This window comes from Sphingomonas xanthus (assembly GCF_007998985.1).
GTDB lineage: Bacteria > Pseudomonadota > Alphaproteobacteria > Sphingomonadales > Sphingomonadaceae > Sphingomicrobium > Sphingomicrobium xanthum.
Genome location: NZ_CP041659.1, coordinates 1,060,765 through 1,078,901 on the forward strand (window position 1 = coordinate 1,060,765; position 18,137 = coordinate 1,078,901).

The 18,137-nt window shown below is 64.1% G+C and carries 20 protein-coding genes; 16 read left to right on the forward strand and 4 right to left on the reverse strand.

Annotated features, from left to right (window positions below; genetic code table 11):
- Positions 1-75 precede the first annotated feature (75 nt).
- The 9 genes from FMM02_RS05290 (at position 76) to FMM02_RS05330 (ending at position 7,732) form a co-directional block, all read left to right on the forward strand.
- Positions 76-1,944, forward strand: a complete 1,869-nt coding sequence (locus FMM02_RS05290; protein WP_342782541.1) for a DUF885 domain-containing protein — start codon at positions 76-78, stop codon at positions 1,942-1,944.
- Positions 1,945-2,077: 133 nt separating this feature from the next.
- Positions 2,078-2,485: an RrF2 family transcriptional regulator gene (locus tag FMM02_RS05295; protein ID WP_147493881.1), complete on the forward strand. Its 408-nt coding sequence runs from the start codon at positions 2,078-2,080 to the stop codon at positions 2,483-2,485.
- On the forward strand, positions 2,482-3,954 hold the full coding sequence (gene sufB / locus FMM02_RS05300) for a Fe-S cluster assembly protein SufB (RefSeq protein ID WP_147493882.1): 1,473 nt from the start codon (positions 2,482-2,484) through the stop codon (positions 3,952-3,954). The genes FMM02_RS05295 and sufB overlap by 4 nt, the downstream gene beginning before the upstream one ends.
- The gene (sufC, locus tag FMM02_RS05305) at positions 3,955-4,698 is read left to right on the forward strand and encodes a Fe-S cluster assembly ATPase SufC (protein ID WP_147493883.1); all 744 of its coding nucleotides are present in this window, start codon (positions 3,955-3,957) and stop codon (positions 4,696-4,698) included.
- Positions 4,695-4,985, forward strand: coding sequence for a hypothetical protein (locus FMM02_RS05310; protein WP_147493884.1), 291 nt, complete (start codon positions 4,695-4,697; stop codon positions 4,983-4,985). The genes sufC and FMM02_RS05310 overlap by 4 nt, the downstream gene beginning before the upstream one ends.
- Positions 4,982-5,722 (forward strand): SufD family Fe-S cluster assembly protein, encoded by a 741-nt coding sequence (locus tag FMM02_RS05315; RefSeq protein WP_147493885.1) that lies wholly within the window; start codon positions 4,982-4,984, stop codon positions 5,720-5,722. The genes FMM02_RS05310 and FMM02_RS05315 overlap by 4 nt, the downstream gene beginning before the upstream one ends.
- A complete protein-coding gene (locus FMM02_RS05320) occupies positions 5,719-6,912 on the forward strand; it encodes a cysteine desulfurase (RefSeq protein WP_147493886.1) in 1,194 nt (397 codons plus the stop codon). The genes FMM02_RS05315 and FMM02_RS05320 overlap by 4 nt, the downstream gene beginning before the upstream one ends.
- Positions 6,912-7,382 (forward strand): SUF system Fe-S cluster assembly protein, encoded by a 471-nt coding sequence (locus tag FMM02_RS05325; protein WP_147493887.1) that lies wholly within the window; start codon positions 6,912-6,914, stop codon positions 7,380-7,382. The genes FMM02_RS05320 and FMM02_RS05325 overlap by 1 nt, the downstream gene beginning before the upstream one ends.
- Entirely contained in the window at positions 7,379-7,732 is a 354-nt protein-coding gene (locus FMM02_RS05330) for a HesB/IscA family protein (RefSeq protein WP_147493888.1), read from the forward strand. The genes FMM02_RS05325 and FMM02_RS05330 overlap by 4 nt, the downstream gene beginning before the upstream one ends.
- Positions 7,733-7,753: 21 nt before the next feature.
- Here FMM02_RS05330 and FMM02_RS05335 read toward each other — a convergent pair whose 3' ends face one another.
- Entirely contained in the window at positions 7,754-10,060 is a 2,307-nt protein-coding gene (locus tag FMM02_RS05335) for a S8 family peptidase (RefSeq protein WP_187107856.1), read from the reverse strand.
- 113 nt (positions 10,061-10,173) lie between these two features.
- Here FMM02_RS05335 and FMM02_RS05340 point away from each other — a divergent pair, with 113 nt between their 5' ends.
- The 3 genes from FMM02_RS05340 (at position 10,174) to FMM02_RS05350 (ending at position 12,766) form a co-directional block, all read left to right on the forward strand.
- Positions 10,174-10,857, forward strand: coding sequence for a pyrimidine 5'-nucleotidase (locus FMM02_RS05340; protein ID WP_147493890.1), 684 nt, complete (start codon positions 10,174-10,176; stop codon positions 10,855-10,857).
- The gene (dapD, locus tag FMM02_RS05345) at positions 10,854-11,675 is read left to right on the forward strand and encodes a 2,3,4,5-tetrahydropyridine-2,6-dicarboxylate N-succinyltransferase (RefSeq protein ID WP_246104833.1); all 822 of its coding nucleotides are present in this window, start codon (positions 10,854-10,856) and stop codon (positions 11,673-11,675) included. Before FMM02_RS05340 ends, dapD begins: the two co-directional genes overlap by 4 nt.
- A 95-nt stretch (positions 11,676-11,770) precedes the next feature.
- Positions 11,771-12,766 (forward strand): DMT family transporter, encoded by a 996-nt coding sequence (locus tag FMM02_RS05350; RefSeq protein WP_222703832.1) that lies wholly within the window; start codon positions 11,771-11,773, stop codon positions 12,764-12,766.
- On the opposite strand, the gene FMM02_RS05355 is transcribed toward FMM02_RS05350, so the two are convergent.
- Positions 12,731-13,309, reverse strand: a complete 579-nt coding sequence (locus FMM02_RS05355; RefSeq protein WP_246104834.1) for a TlpA family protein disulfide reductase — start codon at positions 13,307-13,309, stop codon at positions 12,731-12,733. The two genes, FMM02_RS05350 and FMM02_RS05355, sit on opposite strands and share 36 nt — an antisense overlap.
- Positions 13,310-13,325: 16 nt before the next feature.
- On the opposite strand from FMM02_RS05355, the gene argH reads away from it, so the two are divergent.
- The 3 genes from argH to FMM02_RS05370 are packed head-to-tail and all read left to right on the forward strand — an operon-like array spanning position 13,326 to position 15,888.
- On the forward strand, positions 13,326-14,705 hold the full coding sequence (gene argH, locus FMM02_RS05360; protein ID WP_147493892.1) for an argininosuccinate lyase: 1,380 nt from the start codon (positions 13,326-13,328) through the stop codon (positions 14,703-14,705).
- The gene (locus tag FMM02_RS05365; RefSeq protein WP_187107857.1) at positions 14,702-15,034 is read left to right on the forward strand and encodes a hypothetical protein; all 333 of its coding nucleotides are present in this window, start codon (positions 14,702-14,704) and stop codon (positions 15,032-15,034) included. Before argH ends, FMM02_RS05365 begins: the two co-directional genes overlap by 4 nt.
- Positions 15,031-15,888, forward strand: a complete 858-nt coding sequence (locus tag FMM02_RS05370) for a UTP--glucose-1-phosphate uridylyltransferase (RefSeq protein ID WP_147493893.1) — start codon at positions 15,031-15,033, stop codon at positions 15,886-15,888. Before FMM02_RS05365 ends, FMM02_RS05370 begins: the two co-directional genes overlap by 4 nt.
- Here FMM02_RS05370 and FMM02_RS05375 read toward each other — a convergent pair.
- Both FMM02_RS05375 and FMM02_RS05380 read right to left on the reverse strand, forming a co-directional pair.
- The gene (locus FMM02_RS05375) at positions 15,885-16,439 is read right to left on the reverse strand and encodes a response regulator (protein WP_147493894.1); all 555 of its coding nucleotides are present in this window, start codon (positions 16,437-16,439) and stop codon (positions 15,885-15,887) included. The genes FMM02_RS05370 and FMM02_RS05375 overlap by 4 nt on opposite strands.
- Before the next feature lie 43 nt (positions 16,440-16,482).
- Complete coding sequence (locus FMM02_RS05380) at positions 16,483-17,049, reverse strand: HNH endonuclease (RefSeq protein ID WP_147493895.1); 567 nt, start codon at positions 17,047-17,049, stop codon at positions 16,483-16,485.
- A gap of 231 nt (positions 17,050-17,280) precedes the next feature.
- On the opposite strand from FMM02_RS05380, the gene gluQRS reads away from it, so the two are divergent.
- The gene (gluQRS, locus tag FMM02_RS05385; RefSeq protein ID WP_147493896.1) at positions 17,281-18,129 is read left to right on the forward strand and encodes a tRNA glutamyl-Q(34) synthetase GluQRS; all 849 of its coding nucleotides are present in this window, start codon (positions 17,281-17,283) and stop codon (positions 18,127-18,129) included.
- Positions 18,130-18,137 lie beyond the last annotated feature (8 nt).

The window sequence follows — 18,137 nt, forward strand, 5'->3', positions numbered from 1 at the left end:
CGAAAAATCTTTGCGGATCGGCCTGGAGCCTCCATGGTCCCTGCTTCCCGCCGACATTTTTCGAGGAGCCGCCTGTTGACCCGCCTTGCCCTGATCGCTTCGACAGCCCTTCTTGCCGCTTGCTCCACCACCGTGCCCGATCCCCTGCTGATTCCGCCGGCAGCCTCGGAGATGACGAGCGAACCGGCGATGATCGCCGTTCCAGCGCCGGCTGACCAGGCCGCAGCGCTCAAGGCTTTTTTCGAAGCCTATGACCAGGCGGAACTTGCGTCCTCGCCTATCAGCAAGGCCTATCGCGGGATCAAGGACGATGATTACGGCAAGCTTGATGAGTTCAGCGACGCCGCGGAAATCCGTAACCGCGAGCTCGACCAGCGCACCGCCGAAATGATGGCCGCGCAGTTCAGTCGCGCCAGCCTCTCCCCCGATGATCAGCTGAGCTACGACCTTTTGCTGTACCGCAACCAGCGGTCGGCAAGCATCTTCCCCTATCGGCACTACCGTTACGTCTTCGACCAGATGAACGGCGCCCAGGCCACCATCCCCGCCTTCCTTATCAACATCCACCGGGTCGAGAGCGAAGCCGATGCGCAAGCCTATATCAGCCGGATCCGCAGCTCCGCGGCCTATATCGATGGGGCGATCGCCGAATCGAAGGAGCGGGAAAAGCTCGGCGTGCTGCCTCCGCGCTGGGTTTTTCCCCAGGTCCTCGAACAATCGCGTAACCTGATTAGCGGCGCGCCCTTCTCCGCGGGCGCTGACAATGGCGTTTTCGCGGACTTCAAGAGTAAGATCGGCAAGCTCGACATCCCCGCCGAGCGCAAGGCCGCACTGATCGCCGAGGCGCGCGAGGCGCTGTCCGGGTCGATGGGTCCGGCCTATCGCCGCCTAATCTCAACCCTCGAGGACCAGCAGAAGCGCGCCGGCACCCAGGACGGCATCTGGAGGTTCGACAATGGCGCCGAAATGTATCGGGCGCTGCTCGGCTACTACACGACCACCGACCTGACACCCGACCAGGTCCATGAGCTTGGGCTCGCGCAGGTTGCCCGGATCCATGGGGAGATGAACGCGATCAAGGACCGGGTTGGGTTCAAGGGGACGCTTCGGGAATTCTTCGCGCACATCCGCGACGGCGATCAATTCTATTATCCCAACACTCCGGCGGGGAAGCAGAAATATATCGACGAAAGCCGCAAGGCGCAGGCGCAGGTAGCGGCACAGCTTCCGCGCTATTTCGGTCGGCTGCCCAAGACCGAATTGCTGATCAAGCCGGTCGAGCCATTCCGCGAAAAGAATGCCGGAAAGGCGTTCTACAACGACCCGCCGCCCGACGGATCGCGTCCGGGCATTTATTATGTGAACCTCTACGACATGAAGAACATGCCCTCGGTCGAGGTCGAGGCGCTGTTCTGCCATGAAGGCATTCCCGGCCACCACCTGCAGGGCGCCTTGTTGAGCGAGCTTCCCGAGGGCGCCGTGCCGCCCTTCCGCCAGTTCAGCGGCTACACCGCCACCGACGAGGGCTGGGGTCTTTACGCCGAGAAATTATGCAAGGAGATGGGCCTCTACCAGGACCCGTACCGCGACTTTGGCCGTCTCCAGCTCGAACTTCACCGCGCCATTCGGCTGGTTGTCGATAGCGGCCTTCACCACAAGCGTTGGAGCCGCGAGCAGGCGATCAATTATGTCGAGGACAATAGCGCCGACGCGAAGGGCGGTATCGTCAAGGCGATCGAGCGTTATATCGTTTATCCCGGGCAAGCGACCGCCTACATGGTTGGCAAGCTGAAGATCGAGGAGCTACGCGCCAAGGCCAAGGCGGCGCTCGGCGCGCGCTATGATGATCGCGGATTCCACGACACGGTGCTGCTGGCGGGCTCGATGCCGCTCGACATGCTGGAAAAGCGCGTAGCCGAGTGGGTAGCAAGGACCAGGGGCTAGCCGTCGGGCGAAGGCCGTTACGACGCGGTCCGGCGGAGCCGCCTTGACCGCCTCGTCGCTAATCGATCGTGCGATGACATTGTAAAATTGCGCGCATCCCCCTAAATCGGAGTAGAAAGCTCCGATTAGAACCATGCGACTCACCCATCTTGCCGACTATGCGGTCGTGATGATGACCGCGGCTGCGCGCCGCGCCCCATCCGCACGCCTCAGTGCCACCGAACTCGCGGAAGAGACCGGCGTGCCGCTGCCGACCGCGCAAAAGCTGATGCAGAAACTGTCGGCCTATGGCCTGCTGGTCGGCCAGCGTGGCTTTGGCGGCGGATATGCGCTGGCCCGCCCGGTCGGCGAGATCAGCCTGGCCGATATTGTCGAAGCTGTCGAAGGCCCGATCGCCATGACCCAATGCGTCGGCCATGAGGACGGGTCGTCCGACTGCGCGCTCGATCAACACTGCCGGGTTAAGCCGCATATGGGAATCGTCGGAAATGCCGTGCGCGGCGCCCTGGGGTCGGTCAGTCTGCAGGAGCTGGCGCGATGAACGAGGAGGTCGTCACCAACCGCGAAGCGCGCGAACATCTCGCCAAGGATTATGAGTGGGGCTTCTCCTCCGACATCGAGCAGGAGTTCGCGCCCAAGGGGCTTAGCGAGGACACGGTTCGCTTCATTTCCGCAAAAAAGGGCGAGCCCGAGTGGATGCTCGACTGGCGGCTCAAGGCTTATCGCGCCTGGCTCGAGATGGAAGAAGTCGACTGGGCCAAGCTCGACATCCCCCAGATCGATTATCAGGACGCCTATTATTACGCCGCGCCCAAGCCGAAACCGAAGCTCGGCAGCCTCGACGAGGTCGATCCCGAAATCCTTCGGGTCTATGAAAAGCTCGGCATCCCGATCGAGGAGCAGAAAGTGCTCGCGGGGGTCGAAGGCGCGCGCAAGGTCGCGGTCGATGCCGTATTCGACAGCGTTTCGGTCGCCACCACATTCCGCGAGGAGCTGAAGGCTGCCGGCGTCATCTTCCTGTCGATCAGCGAAGCGATTCGCGAATATCCCGATTTGGTCAGAAAGTACCTCGGCTCCGTGGTCCCGCAGCGCGACAATTATTTCGCCTGCCTCAACAGCGCGGTATTCAGCGACGGGACCTTCGTGCTGGTGCCCGAGGGCGTGCGCTGCCCGATGGAACTCAGCACCTATTTCCGGATCAATGCCGAGAATACCGGCCAGTTCGAGCGCACGCTGATCGTTGCCGAGAAGGGCAGCTACGTCAGCTACCTCGAAGGCTGCACCGCGCCGATGCGCGACGAGAACCAGCTTCACGCGGCGGTAGTCGAAATCTACGCGCACGAGGACGCGGAGGTAAAATACTCTACCGTCCAGAACTGGTATCCAGGCGACGCCGAGGGCAAGGGCGGCATCTTCAATTTCGTCACCAAACGCGCGCTGTGCGCCGGCGACCGGTCGAAGGTCAGCTGGACCCAGGTCGAGACCGGCAGCGCGATCACTTGGAAATATCCGAGCTGCATCCTGAAGGGCGCGGACAGCGTCGGGGAATTTTATTCGGTCGCGCTGACCAACAACCGGCAGCAGGCCGACACCGGCACCAAGATGGTTCACATCGGCGCAGGATCGCGCTCTACCATCGTTTCGAAGGGCATTTCGGCGGGCCGCAGCGACAATACCTATCGCGGCCTGGTGAAGGTGATGCCGGGCGCCGACAATGTCCGCAATTTCACCCAGTGCGACAGCCTGCTGCTCGGCTCCGAATGCGGCGCGCATACGGTGCCTTATATCGAGGTGCGCAATCCGACTGCGACGATCGAGCATGAAGCCACCACCTCGAAAATCAGCGAGGACCAGCTGTTCTACGCCCAGATGCGCGGGCTCGATGCGGAGAGCGCGGTCGCCCTGATCGTAAACGGTTTTGCCCGCGAGGTGCTCAAGCAGCTGCCGATGGAGTTCGCGGTTGAGGCGCAGAAGCTGCTTGGCATCAGTTTAGAGGGAAGTGTCGGTTAAGTGCTCAAGATTGAAAACCTCCACGCGACAATCGCCGGCAAGTCGATTTTGAACGGGCTGACGCTGACAGTTCCGAACGGCGAAATTCATGCGATCATGGGGCCGAACGGCGCCGGCAAGTCGACGCTCGCCTATGTGCTGGGCGGACGGCCCGGCTATGAAGTGACCGAGGGCAGCGTAACGTTCGACGGGCAGGATCTGTTCGCGCTGGAGCCGCACGAGCGCGCCGCGGCGGGCATGTTTCTGGGCTTCCAATATCCGGTCGAGATTCCCGGCGTCTCCTACCTCCAGTTCCTGCGCGAAAGCTTGAACTCGCAGCGCCGCGCACGCGAAGAAAAGGAACTGAGCGGGGCGGAGTTCATCCGCCTGGCGAAGGACAAGGCGGCGCTGCTCGGCATGGACGCGGAGATGCTCAAACGCCCGGTCAATGTCGGCTTTTCCGGCGGCGAAAAGAAGCGCGCCGAAATGGTGCAGATGGGCATCATGGATCCGAAGCTGGCGATCCTCGATGAGACCGACAGCGGTCTCGACATTGACGCGCTAAAAGCGGTTGGCGCGGGCATCAATTCGATCATGCGCGATCCCGCCAAGTCGGTGCTTCTCATCACCCATTACCAGCGCCTGCTCGACTATGTGAAACCCGAGCAGGTGCATGTTCTGTCGCGCGGGAAAATCGTCCGGTCGGGCGGACCGGAATTGGCGCATGAACTGGAGCGCGAAGGCTATGCGGAGGCGGCGGCGTGATTGCCCTCCTCGCGCTCGTCACCGCGGTGCAGGAGCCCGATATCGTCGTGATCGGCCGGCGGTTCCAGTCGGTCGAGGTTCAGCTGGTCCGCGACCGTCAGGGTAAGCTTCACTGCAGTCTCGACCGGTCGAGCGGCAGCCTGAAGCTGGACGAACGGTTGTGTCGGGCGAGCGCGAAATGCGTGAAGCAGGTCGGTAGCGACGATGCCGCGGTGAAGCAGTGCATCACCACCCAGAAACCGCGGCTTCTTGCAACGTTCAAGCGCGAGATGGGTGGGCGGCGATGACCGCGATCCCGACCCGGAAACTGGAAGCTTTTCGCTACGCCGACGCCAACGCTTTGGCCGAAGTCTGGGCGTCGCTTGCGCCGCCCGAAACGATCGAAATTGCTGCGCAGCAAAAGCTGCAGCAAATCTGGCTTCCGAGCGGCGACGCGATTGACATCCGCCGCGCTAACGTCGCCCTTCACGCCGGCGCGTCAGCGACCTTTTTCGCGCTCAACAGCGCGCCGCGCTACGGGCGGATTGAACTCGACGTCACGCTTCACGAAGGGGCCGCCTTTGCGCTCCACGCGGCGAACATCGGCGGCGGATCGGCGACGCTTGAGATCGTCACGACGGTCAACCATGTCGCGCCGTCGGCGACTTCGCACCAGGTCATCCGAAGCGTGCTCGGCGATACCGCGACGGGCAGCTTTCTCGGCAAGATCGCGGTGGCGCGCGAAGGGCAGCTGACCGACGCCGAACAATCGGTCAAGGCGCTGCTGCTCGACCGAGGCGCGGCGGCCAACGCCAAGCCCGAGCTCGAAATCTACGCCGACGATGTGAAGTGCGCCCATGGCGCAACGGTCGGCGAGCTCGACCGAAACCAATTGTTCTACGCCGCTGCGCGCGGACTCGACCCGGTAGCCGCGCGCGCACTTCTGATCGAAGGGTTCATCGGCGGACTTTGGGATGACATCGAAGACGACGCGAGTGGCATTGCCGAGATGGCTCGCGCCGCGCTGAGGCAGGTTGCGGCATGAACCGCGAAACCAGCCTGGTCCCGTCCCTGTCGGTGCGCGGCGAGTTTCCGGCGATTGCCGGATGGCATTATCTCGACAGCGCCGCCACGGCGCAAAAACCGCAGGCGATGATCGACGCGGTTACTGCCGCCTATGCGCGCGATTATGCCACTGTGCACCGCGGGGTTTATGAGCGCTCGGCGGTGATGACCCAAAGCTTCGAGGATGCGCGTGGCGCCATTGCCCGGTTCCTTGGCGCGGGTTCGCCAAACGAGATCGTCTTCACCCGCGGGGCGACCGAAGCCATCAACCTCGTCGCGCAATCGCTTCCCCGGGTCGGCCGCGACCGGGTGCTGGTGTCGGCGCTCGAACATCATAGCAATATCGTTCCTTGGCAGCTTGCGGGATACACGCTGGACGTCGTCCCACTGACCGACGACGGCCGTATCGATCTGGATGCTGCCGAGTCGATGGTCAGCGAGCGCCATCGCGTCGTTGCCCTTGCCCATGTCTCGAACGTGCTTGGCTCGATCCTCGATGCCACGCGCGCGGCCGATATGGCGCATTCGAAAGGCGCGCTGCTGCTGCTCGACGGCTGCCAGGCCGCGCCGCGCATTCCGGTCGACGTGTCGGCGATCGGCTGCGACTTCTACGCCGTGTCGGGCCACAAGCTGTACGGTCCGACCGGTATCGGCGCGCTTTGGGGTCGAACCGCGTTGCTCGAGGCGATGCCTCCTTACCAGGGCGGCGGGGCAATGATCGACCGGGTCACTTTCGAGCGCACCACTTTCCTGCCGCCGCCGTCGCGGTTCGAAGCCGGCACTCCGCACATCGTCGGCGCGGTCGGGCTCCATGCCGCGATCGACTGGATCGGCAAGGTCGGGCTCGACGCCATCCATGCCCATGAGGCGGCGCTCGTCGCCGAATGCCGCTCGGCGCTGCGCGGCATGAACGATATTCAGCTGTTTGGCCCAGCGGACAGCGCCGGGATCGTCAGCTTCGCGATGAGGGGGGTTCATCCCCACGACATCGGCACCATATTGGATGACGAGGGAATCGCCATTCGCGCCGGCCATCATTGCGCCCAGCCGTTGATGGATCGTTTGGGCGTACCGGCGACAGCTCGGGCAAGCTTTGCAGCGTTCAGCGATTCCTCGGACATCGAGGCGCTGCTGCGCGGGCTCGACAAGGTAAGACGGATTTTCAGCTGATGGGCGAGGAAAAGAAGATCGAGATGGAAGAAGTCGAAGGCGTGACTGCCCCGCCGCGCGCCCGGGTCGCGCCGGAAAGTCCGGCCGAAACCTTCGAGCGCAAGCGCGATTATCTTGCCGGCTTCCTGTCCGAGAAAAAACCCGACCCCGATCCGCACAGCGCGGGTAGCCAGCTGCAGGACGCGGTAATCGAGGCCCTGAAGTCGATCTACGACCCGGAAATCCCGGTCGACATTTACGAGCTTGGCCTGATCTACGACGTGGCGATCAGCGAGGATGGCGACGCGATCGTGACAATGACCCTGACGACCCCGCACTGCCCCGTCGCCGAAAGCATGCCGGGCGAAGTCGAACTTCGCGTCTTGTCGGTACCGGGCATTCGCGACGCGGAGGTCAAGCTGGTGTGGGATCCGCCGTGGGACCCATCGAAGATGAGCGACGAAGCGCGACTTGAATTGGGAATGCTATGACCACCAAGCTCCGCGCGCGGCCCGCCGCGATCATCCTTACGCCGGCCGCCGAGGCCCGGATCGCCGAGCTAATGGCGCGCGCGCCCGACGGCGCGATCGGGGTAAAGCTGTCGACTCCGCGCCGCGGCTGTTCTGGCCTCGCCTATTCCGTGGACTATGTGACCGACGAGCAGGCGTTCGACGAAAAGATCGAGACGCCCGGCGGCACCTTCTATGTCGACGGCGCGTCGGTGCTCTACCTCGTCGGATCGACGATGGACTGGAGAGAGGATGATTTCGCCGCCGGTTTCGTGTTCGAAAACCCCAATGCCAAGGGCGCTTGCGGCTGCGGCGAAAGCTTCACCGTCTGACCGCAGGGCCGGGCAGAAACATCAAAACCCCAAGCTGTAACGGACCGCCGCCCCCACGTCGGGCGCTGCGGCGGCGACATGGCCGGGCTGGCGGCGCACGAAAAGGTTGGCACCCAGCCAGCCCTTGTCGAGCATCGTCGAATAGCTCAGCTCCGCGTCGATCTCACGGCCTGACGGCGTCAGGTTGAGCCGCTGCATCGTCACCGTTTCGCTCCCGGTGGCATAATCATAGGCCGTCGGCAGGAATAGCCCGATGCCGCCCTGTTCGATGCGGAGCGGCTGCGAAACACGCAGGCCCAATCGATCGCGATCAGCGAACAGGCCGAACTTGGAAAGATCGAACGCATAGGCCCCGCTGGTCAGCTTGCCATTGGCGAAGTCGGTCCAGCCGCGACGGGCACTGACGCTCGCCGACCAGCCGTCCCCCAGATTGCGCCGCGCTTCGACATCGACAAACAGGCTCGACGATCCGGAATCGCCGAACAATGTGCCAAGCCTTCCCCCAAGCAGCGTCTGTTTCTCGTCGAGGCGGCTAAGCCCCACCGAGGCCCATAGTTTGTCACCGAAACGGCGGTCGAGCGCTAGGCTTGACCAGCGATAGGGTGATCCCAACGCATCGGTTTCGATCCGCTGCCAGGCCCTGCCGTCTTCGGTCGACAGGGTCAGGCCGGCAAAGCCCAGGTCGCGGCGAATCGCGATGCTGGTTCCGCGCCGAGCCTGGAAGCCGGGATCGGCGGAGATATCGCGGGCGATGAGGAAGGCGCCCGCCTGGGCGTCGGTCAGCTGGCGTTCGATCGCCTTCGCGCCTTGCGAAAAGCCGAAGGCCGCCCTGGTCTTCGAATCCAGCCTGGCAATGGCCGAGCCCGCGACCAGCCGCGACTTGGCGGCGTCTTCGGGACCGATGCCGAACCGGGCGACATTGAAGATCCCCGGCTTGGCGCCATTTTCCGCGACCGTGAGCGCGATCGAAACCGGACCCGCGGTTACCGCCGAGCCGCGAACCTGTCCGGTCAGCGCGCGCTCCAGCGGCTGGCGCGCCTCGGCGGCGCGCAGACCCTTGGCAAGATCCATGACAAAGGCGCGGCTGTAGCCATCGAGGATTATCGCGCCCAGCCCGCCCTTGTCGCCGCCATCGCCTGCGCCCTCCGGCAACACGCCGCCTGCGCTGTTATCGTCGATTGCGACCGCAGTACCGGCCAGGCTCGCGCCGCCTACCGGCTGGAAGGCGCGGGTGATGTTCAGCCGGCCCTGCCCGAACACATTGTCATCCCCCGGGGCGCCAATGTCGTCGGCGGTACGAAACAACAGGTCGATGATCTGCGCCGCGCTAAGATTGGGAAAGGCCTGGGCGACCAGCGCAACCGCGCCGGTAATGACAGGAGCCGAGAAGCTTGTTCCCGAATAGAGGTAGCCAGTTCCCTCCTCGTCGATCGTGCGCACGCGATAGCCAAGCGCCGCCAGATACCATGCTTGGCCTGACCCGGCGCGATTCGAGAAGGTCGAAATTTGGCTGATGTCGGTGCCGCCAAGCCCGTCACTTACGCCGACCGACCCCGCAATGATCACCCGGCCCGCAAATGTTTGCGCCGGGACCAATGCGAAGCCGTCGGGGTTTCCGCCCTCGGGTTCGGCGCCGTCATTGCCAGCGGAAATGACGATCACGATGCCGGCGTTGACCGCGCGCTGCATGGCCGACATCAGCAGGCCACCCGGCGAAGACCCGCCAAGCGACAGATTGATCACCTTTGCTCCGGCGATACGGGCGGCATCCATGCCGGCGGCAATCGCGCTGTCCCCGAACTTGCAGCCACCGTCATCGCCGGTGGTCGCACAGCTGCCGGGGGTATCGGCGCGGAACGAAAGAATGGTCGAGTCGAAGGCAATCCCGACATTTTGCGCGTCGTTGCGCGCTGCCGCGGCGACCGCGGTGACCGCGGTCCCGTGGCCATCCTCATCGCTGACCCCGCGACTGCCGGCAACGTCCCGGCTTGCGGGATCGATCCGGCCCGCGAATTCGGCCAGCGCCGGGTTGATGCCGCTGTCGATGACCGCGATCTTGACCCCTGCGCCGGTTGCGCCCTGCTGCCATGCGGAGATAGCGCCGGACGTGGTCGCCGCGTTGGACCGCTGATATTCCGCGGTATTGAAGTTGGTTCCCGGCGGAGGAGTGGGCGTCGGCGTCGGCGTCGGTGTGGGGGTCGGCGTCGGCGTTGGCGTTGGGGTCGGCGTCGGAGTCGATCCAATCCCGCCGCCGCCGCCGCCGCCGCCGCAAGCGGACAGGGCCAGCAGCAAAGCGCAGGCGGTGGAAGCAAGATATCGGTTATTCATCGATTTATCCCCGTCAAGCCGCTGGAACTCCACGGCTTTTCCCCAAACATCCCTATGGAATCATAAAGCTTTCATTTTGCTGAAGACGTCAAGAAGTCTACATGCGCTGGAGCATGAATCCGCGTTTTTTTCCCCTGTTCGGCAAAATCGACACATGGATCTTCGATCTGGACAATTGCCTTTATCCAGCGTCGACGATGTTGTTCGACCTGATCGACCAGCGCATGGGCGCCTACATTCAGCGCCTTCTCGGCTGCGACATTATTGAGGCACGGCGGGTTCAAAAAGAACATTTCCACCGTCATGGGACGACGCTCGCCGGGCTGATGCGCGAGCATGATGTCGATCCCCATCATTTTCTCGACGATGTCCATTCCGTTCCGTTGGACCGCATCCGGCGCGACGAGCGACTTGCCGAAGCGCTTGGCCGGTTGCCCGGACGCAAGATCGTGCACACCAACGCCGATGAGCCCTATGCCCGCCGCGTGCTTGAGGCGCTCGGCATTGGCGAGCATTTTGCCGAGATGCATGACATCCATGCTGCGGAACTTCGGCCCAAACCCAACACCCATGGCTATCATCGCCTGCTCGACCGGTTCAGGGTCGATCCGTCCCGCGCGGCGATGGTGGAGGATATGGCCCAAAACTTGCGACCGGCGAAAAATCTGGGGATGGTGACGGTTTGGGTCGACAACGGCTCCGAACGCGGCAATCACGCGCACCACCCGGATTTCATAGACCTGACCATCGCCGATGTCGGCGAATGGTTGACCGAACTGCTTGGAGACGCTTCGTGACCACCGACCTACAATCGACCATCGAACAGGGCTGGGAACGGCGCGACTTGATCGACGGGTCGGACCGGCAACTGCGGGAAGCGGTCGAGACCGCGATCCTGCGCCTCGATTCCGGCGAGGAACGGGTTGCCGAAAAGGTCAATGGTGAATGGCAAGTCAACCAGTGGTTGAAAAAGGCCGTGCTGCTCAGCTTCCGGCTTAATCCGATGGAGGCTATCCAAGGCGGCCCTGGCGGCGCGCCTTGGTGGGACAAGGTCCCGTCAAAATTCCTCGACTGGGGCCCCGAACGCTTTGCCGCGGCCGGTTTTCGGTCGGTTCCCGGGGCGATCGTTCGCCGGGGCGCCTATATCGCGCCCGGTGCAGTGCTGATGCCCAGCTTCGTCAATATCGGCGCCCACGTCGGCGAAGGGACGATGGTCGATACCTGGGCAACCGTCGGAAGCTGCGCCCAGATAGGCCGCAACGTCCATATATCGGGCGGGGCCGGAATCGGCGGCGTGCTTGAGCCGCTGCAGGCCGGGCCGGTGATCCTCGAAGACCATTGTTTCATCGGCGCGCGCTCCGAGGTCGCGGAGGGCGTGGTCGTCGAAGAGGGCGCAGTTCTGTCCATGGGCGTGTTCCTCGGTGCCTCGACCAAGATCGTCGACCGCGCCAGCGGAGAGATTTTCTATGGCCGCGTCCCGGCCTATTCGGTCGTCGTCCCGGGCACCCTGCCTTCCGACAAGGGAGGCCCGGCTTTGGCCTGTGCGGTAATCGTCAAGCGGGTCGATGAGAAAACCCGATCTAAGACCAGTATCAACGAGCTGCTTCGCGACTGACGCCCGATAAGCGCGGCTTATCGAAGACCAACCTATCTTGGTTGGGACGTCCGGCCATTCTTACTTATGGCCAAAGTCGTACCAGGAGCAGGTTCATGGCGACGGCCAGCAAGCAGTTGTTCGAGCGCAAGCGACGGGACGCGAACGCGTTGCAAGCCGATTACACGCTGCCGATGATCCATAATGTCATGACAAGTCGCGAATGGGCCACCCTGGGCGCGCTGGCGCTGATCTGGGGCGCGGCCTTTTCCTTCATCAAGATCGCGGTCAGCCATATTGACCCGCTCACCTATGTCTGGCTTCGACTCAGCATCGCCGCTTGCGGCCTGTACCTGTTCATGCGCCTGCGCGGTCACCGGCTAAACCTGCCTCTTCCGCTGTGGGGATCGATCCTGGTCCTTGCCCTACTCAACACCACGATACCATTCGCCCTGTTCGGCTGGGGCCAGCAGCATATCGCCAGCGGCCTTGCCGCGATCCTCAATGCCACCAGCCCGATCTGGGCGGTGCTGGTCGCCCATGCGTTCACCGCCGATGAAAAGCTGACGCCCGCGCGCCTGATAGGCGTGCTGATCGGCGTCATGGGCGTTGCGACCATGGTCGGCCCCGACCTACTGGCCGGCGGCGGCGACCTGCTCGCCCAACTCGCCTGCCTTGTCGCCGCCTTCTGCTATGCGCTGGCGGGTGTCTGGGCCCGTCGCTTCCGCAAGCTCGGGGTCACGCCGATCAAGGTGGCAACCGGCCAATTGCTCGCCGGGGCCTTTGTTATGGCCCCCTTCGCCCTGGCCATCGACCAGCCATGGACCCGGCTGATGCCGCCCGCTGAAGCCTGGGCCGCGATCATACTCCTAGCGCTGCTCTGCTCGGCCTTTGCCTATGTGCTGTATTTCCGGCTGATAGACAGCGCGGGGGCGACCAATGCCCTGCTGGTAACCTTGCTGGTGCCGCCGGTCGCGATCCTGCTCGGCACATTGCTGTTCGGCGAGCGGCTCGCGACCAGCCATTTCCTCGGCCTCGGCCTCATCGCGCTCGGCCTCGCGGCGATCGACGGGCGATTAATTGCCTTCGCTCTCCCGCGCGCGCGCGCCTGACGCCTCAGCCAGCAATTTCGTTGCCTCGGGTCCGGTCCAGTCCAGATCGCCGACATAGCGCCAGACTTCCTTGCCCCCGGCATCGTAAAGGATCGTTGTCGGCAGGATCTGCGTGCCGAGCGCCGACGAAAGCCCCATTTCCGGATCATGATAGGCTGCAAAACGGCCAAGGTCGCGTTCCGCGAGGAAGGCGTCGACCGATCCTTGGGGCGCCATGTCCTGGCTGACCGCGATCACCGCCAGCCTTCCGTCGCCCGCATGCGCCGATTCGAGTTGCTGAAGGGTCGGCAACTCCTTGATGCAGGGCGCGCACCAGCTGGCCCACAAATTGACCAATAGGGGCGTCCCGCGGAACTTCGACAGTGTGAACGTGCCGCCATCCGGATCGCGGAAGACGGTTACCGGGGACGGCTTTCCGCGCTGACTGCGGTCGACACCTTTCACCTGCTGGGATTCGCCAGCGGGCGCTTGAGGCTCCTCGGCCTTTTGCCTATCGCAGGCCGTCGCCGCGAAGGCAGCAAGGAGACAGACGATCAGCCGCACAGGCAACTCCAACCAGATGTGGGGCGGGCGCTTCGCAGGCGGCCCGGCCGCGGTGATGCGCGAGATCAATGCCTCGATCTCGGTCGATAAAAGGCTATGGCGCGAGGATATCGCCGCGTCAAAGGCCCATGCGGCAATGCTCGCGAGCGAGGGAATCCTGTCGCCGACGGACGCAATAGCGATCGACCGGGGGCTCGACACCGTCGCCGACGAGATTGAAGCGGGCAAGCTGGTCGAGGACCCGGCGCTCGAAGACATTCACATGCATGTCGAGCATCGCCTGTCCGAGTTGATCGGCGATGCGGCGGGCCGGCTGCACACCGCGCGCTCGCGCAACGACCAGGTCGCGACCGACTTTCGCCTGTTCGTTCGCCGCTGCGCCGATGAAACGATTTGCGGGCTCGACAGGCTCGAGCTGGCCCTAGTCGACCGGGCCGAACAACATGCCGGGACCGTCATGCCGGGCTTTACCCATCTCCAATCGGGTCAGCCGGTCACGCTTGGCCACCATCTTCTTGCCTATCGTGAAATGCTGGTCCGGGACCGCAGTCGTTTTGCCGATGCGCGACGCCGGATGAACGAGAATCCGCTGGGGAGCGCGGCGCTGGCCGGGACCGGCTTCGACCTCGACCGCGACGCGACGACGAAGGCGCTTGGCTTCGACCGGCCGACCGCCAATAGCCTCGACGCGGTCAGCGACCGCGACTTCGTGGTCGATTATCTCCATGCCGCCGCGCTCTGTTCAGTGCATCTGTCGCGGCTTGCCGAGGAGATCATCCTGTGGGCGTCGCAACCGTTCGGCTTCGTCAAGCTGCCCGACGCCTGGTCAACCGGATCGTCGATCATGCCCAACAAGCGCAACCCGGACGCGGCCGAGCTGGTGCGCGGGCATGCCGCCCGGATCATCGGCGACCTGGTGGCGATGCTGGTGCTGTTGAAAGGCTTGCCGCTGGCTTATGCCAAGGACCTCCAGGACGATAAGCCTCCCTTGTTCGACGCCCATGACCTGCTGGCGCTAAGCCTTGCGGCGATGGCCGGGATGGTTGCGGACCTGGAGTTCGTGCCTGCCCGGATGCGCGCCGCTGCCGCCGCCGGACACGCCACTGCGACCGACCTTGCCGACTGGCTGGTGAGTGAGGCGCGGGTTCCGTTCCGGGAGGCCCATCACATCGCCGGGCGCGCCGTCGCCGCCGCCGAAGGGGAGGGAAAAGCGCTCGACGAGCTTGGTCTCGACCGGCTTACGGCAATCGATCCCCGGATCGACGAACGGGTCTTGCCGCGCCTGTCGGTCGAGGCGTCGGTGGCGGCCCGCAGGTCGGCTGGCGGGACCGCGCCCGACCGGGTAATGCAGGTCATCGCGGCTATCCGGGCCGATATCGCCGCACGGGAGGCATGATGACCAAAGCCTACGCCATTGCCGTTGCGGCGGCGCTGCTTTCATCCTGCGGAAGGGTCGCCGACCTTGAGCCGAAGGCCGGCAGCAGCTTGCCGCAGAAGCCGGCACTCGCCAAGCGCGCGCTTACCGCGGAAGAGTTACTCCAATTGCCGCCCCACGCCGACCCCCGCCGGGTCGACGAGCTCAACAAGCGGGGCGAGGTGCGCCAGCCCGACCGGTTCGACCTTCCCCCGCCCGATGGCGAGGCGCCGCCTGTGCCGGCCGGGACGGACGATCCCGCCGCGCTCGAAGCCAGCGGTTCCGACAATTTAGGTGAGCAGCGTCGATGAAGCCGATCCGCAAGGCGATTTTCCCGGTCGCAGGCCTTGGCACCCGCCTTTTGCCAGCGACCAAGACCATGCCCAAGGAAATGCTGACGGTCGTCGACCGGCCGCTGATCCAATATGCCGTAGACGAAGCCCGCGAGGCGGGTATCGAGCAGATGATCTTCGTCACCGGCCGGGGCAAATCCAGCCTGGTGGACTATTTCGACCAGGGGTTCGAGCTGGAAGCGACGATGGAGCGGGCCGGGAAAAGCTTGGACCCGCTTGCGCCTTCGCGGACCGAATTCGGAGAAATTGTTTCCGTCCGCCAGCAGCAGCCGCTCGGTCTTGGCCATGCCGTATGGTGCGCACGGCACATCGTCGGCGACGAACCTTTCGCGGTGCTGCTTCCGGATGACCTGATGATCGGTCGGCCCGGAGCGCTCAAGCAGATGGTCGACGCCTATGCCGAACTCGGCGGCAATATCGTCTGCGCGCAGGAAGTGCCGGCCGAGCGAACCGCAAGCTATGGCATCATCACGCCCGGCAAGGCGCATGGCGCAACGACCGAAGTTCGCGGCCTGGTCGAAAAGCCGAAGCCCGAGGACGCTCCCTCGCGGTTGGCGGTTATCGGGCGCTACATCCTCCAGCCCGCCGTGATGGAATATCTCGGCCAGGGCGAGCGCGGCGCCGGCGGCGAAATCCAGCTCACCGATTCCATGGCGAAGATGATCGGCGACCAATCTTTTCATGCCCTGACGGTCGATGCGGTGCGCCACGATTGCGGCGACAAGACCGGCTATGTGCTGGCTAATCTGGCAGTGGCAATGGACCGCCCCGATCTCAGGCCTGCGATCGAAGCCTGGCTGGAGCGGCGCTAGGCTCGCGCAACCAGCCGGATGAGCCGTTCGCGCTCGGCCTCGCTCTGTACCAGCGCCTCGCGGATTTCACCGAGCTGGATCGCCCGGGTCACGATCCGGGCGTCGAGCATGGCATTGTCGGCGCGCAACTGCTTGACCGACCTGGCCCGATTGATCCGGCGCGCGATGCGAGCAGCCAGTACGTCGCAATGGAATGGCTTGGCGACGACGTCGTCGGCCCCCGCCGCGAAGCCATCTACCGCGCCCGCGCTGTCCGATTTCCCGGTGATCAGAACCACAGGCGTGTCACTGAGGAGGGTATCGTCGCGGATTCGCCGGGTCAGCTCGACGCCGCTCATCGACGCCATGCGAAGCTCCGCGACCACCGCGTCGATCGGCAGGCGAAGCATTTCCGCCATCGCATTGGCGGCATCGTCGCAGGCTATGATCCGATAACCCGCCTCGCCCAGGCGCTTGGCCAGCACGTGCAGGGCGCTGCGGTTCGGTTCAACGAGCAACAGGCGCGCCGGGCCGGTGCCGCAATTGGACAAGGGTGCGGGATCGATCGCCATGGACAGGGGACTAGCCAAAAATGGTTAACGGGCAGTTAGGCGATCACGGCTCCAGCTCGACATCCCAGTAGAGATAATCGCGCCAGCTTTGGTGTAGATAGTTTGGCGGGAAGCTCTTGCCATGATCCTGCAATTGCCAACTGGTCGGCCGGATCGGCTCCCGTTCAATGTGCATCTTGGCCTGGCGCGGAGTACGGCCGCCCTTCTTGAGGTTGCATGGCGCGCAGGCCGTGGCGACATTTTCCCAGCTGGTCCGGCCACCTTGGGCGCGCGGCACGACATGGTCGAACGTCAGCTCCTTGTGCGAGCCGCAATAGACACAGCGGAAACGATCGCGCAGGAACAGATTGAACCGGGTGAAGGCCGGATATTCGTTAGGCCGGACGAATTGACGCAAGGCGATGACCGAGGGCAGCTTGAGCGATGCCGAGGGACTATGCACTTCGCGATCATAATGGGCGACGACGTCGACCCGCTCAAGGAACATGGCCTTGACCGCAGTCTGCCACGGCCACAGCGACAAGGGATAGTAGCTGAGCGGCGTATAGTCGGCATTGAGCACCAGCGCGGGACAGCTGTCCGGGTGGCGAAGCAGGTCGGTATGATACACGGGGCAAAAATCTCCAGCATCCTGGGCCTTGCCCCGAACACCGTTCCCCGGCCTGTCGCACTGTCCCGTCGCTTGCCAGGCGGAGGACCTTGGCGGGAGACCGGCGGCCGCGAAAGGCCCGTCTTTCCGTCTGCGACCCCGGATGCCAACCCGGGGTGACAGTGGCATGACACCACATTCGTCGAATCACCGTCAAGTGCTGGATATGCGGTGGAAGTCTTGGAGTGAGTCTTGAAGGTCACACGTTTCGCCCCGTCACCGTCCGGCCGGCTGCACCTCGGCCATGCCTTTTCAGCAGTGCTGGGCCATGCCCATGCGCGCGCCGCCGATGGCCACTTCCTGCTCCGGATCGAGGACCTAGATACTGGTCGGTGCCGCGCCGAATTCGTCGACGGCATCCTTGAGGATCTGGCCTGGCTCGGCCTTGTCCATGACGGCTTGCCGATGGTCCAGTCCCACCGCCGGGACCGCTATGACGCAGCCTTGGCCCGGTTGAAGGCCGACGGCTTGGTCTATCCCTGTTTTTGCACGCGGTCCGACATCGCCCAGTCCCTAACCGCGCCGCATGGCGATGCCGGCGCCCATTATCCCGGCACCTGCCGTAACCTTGCCGACGATCCGAATCGTCGCGCCTCGACCCCTCACAGCTGGCGGCTGCATTCGGCTAAGGCGCTCGACTTGGCCGGCCTGCCGAGATGGACCGAACAGGACGGCAAGACCTACCAGGCGGCGCAAAGCGACATCGGCGATGCGATAATCGCCCGCAAGGACGCCCCGGCGTCCTATCATCTCGCCTGCGTCGTCGATGATGCCGAGAGCGGGGTCACGCTGGTCGTGCGAGGGGAGGATTTACGACCTTCGACCCAGACCCAGCGGCTTTTGCAGATCCTGCTTGCCCTGCCCGAACCCGCCTATCTTCATCACCCGCTGGTTACCCATGCCGACGGCCGGCGCCTCGCCAAGCGCGACAAGGCACCGACGCTGGACGCGATGCGCGCCGAGGGGGTCGACGGGCCGGCGCTTGCCGCCGCGCTGCTCGAAGGCAGACTCCCCCTAGGATTCCGCCTCTCGCGAGCCTAGATAGGACG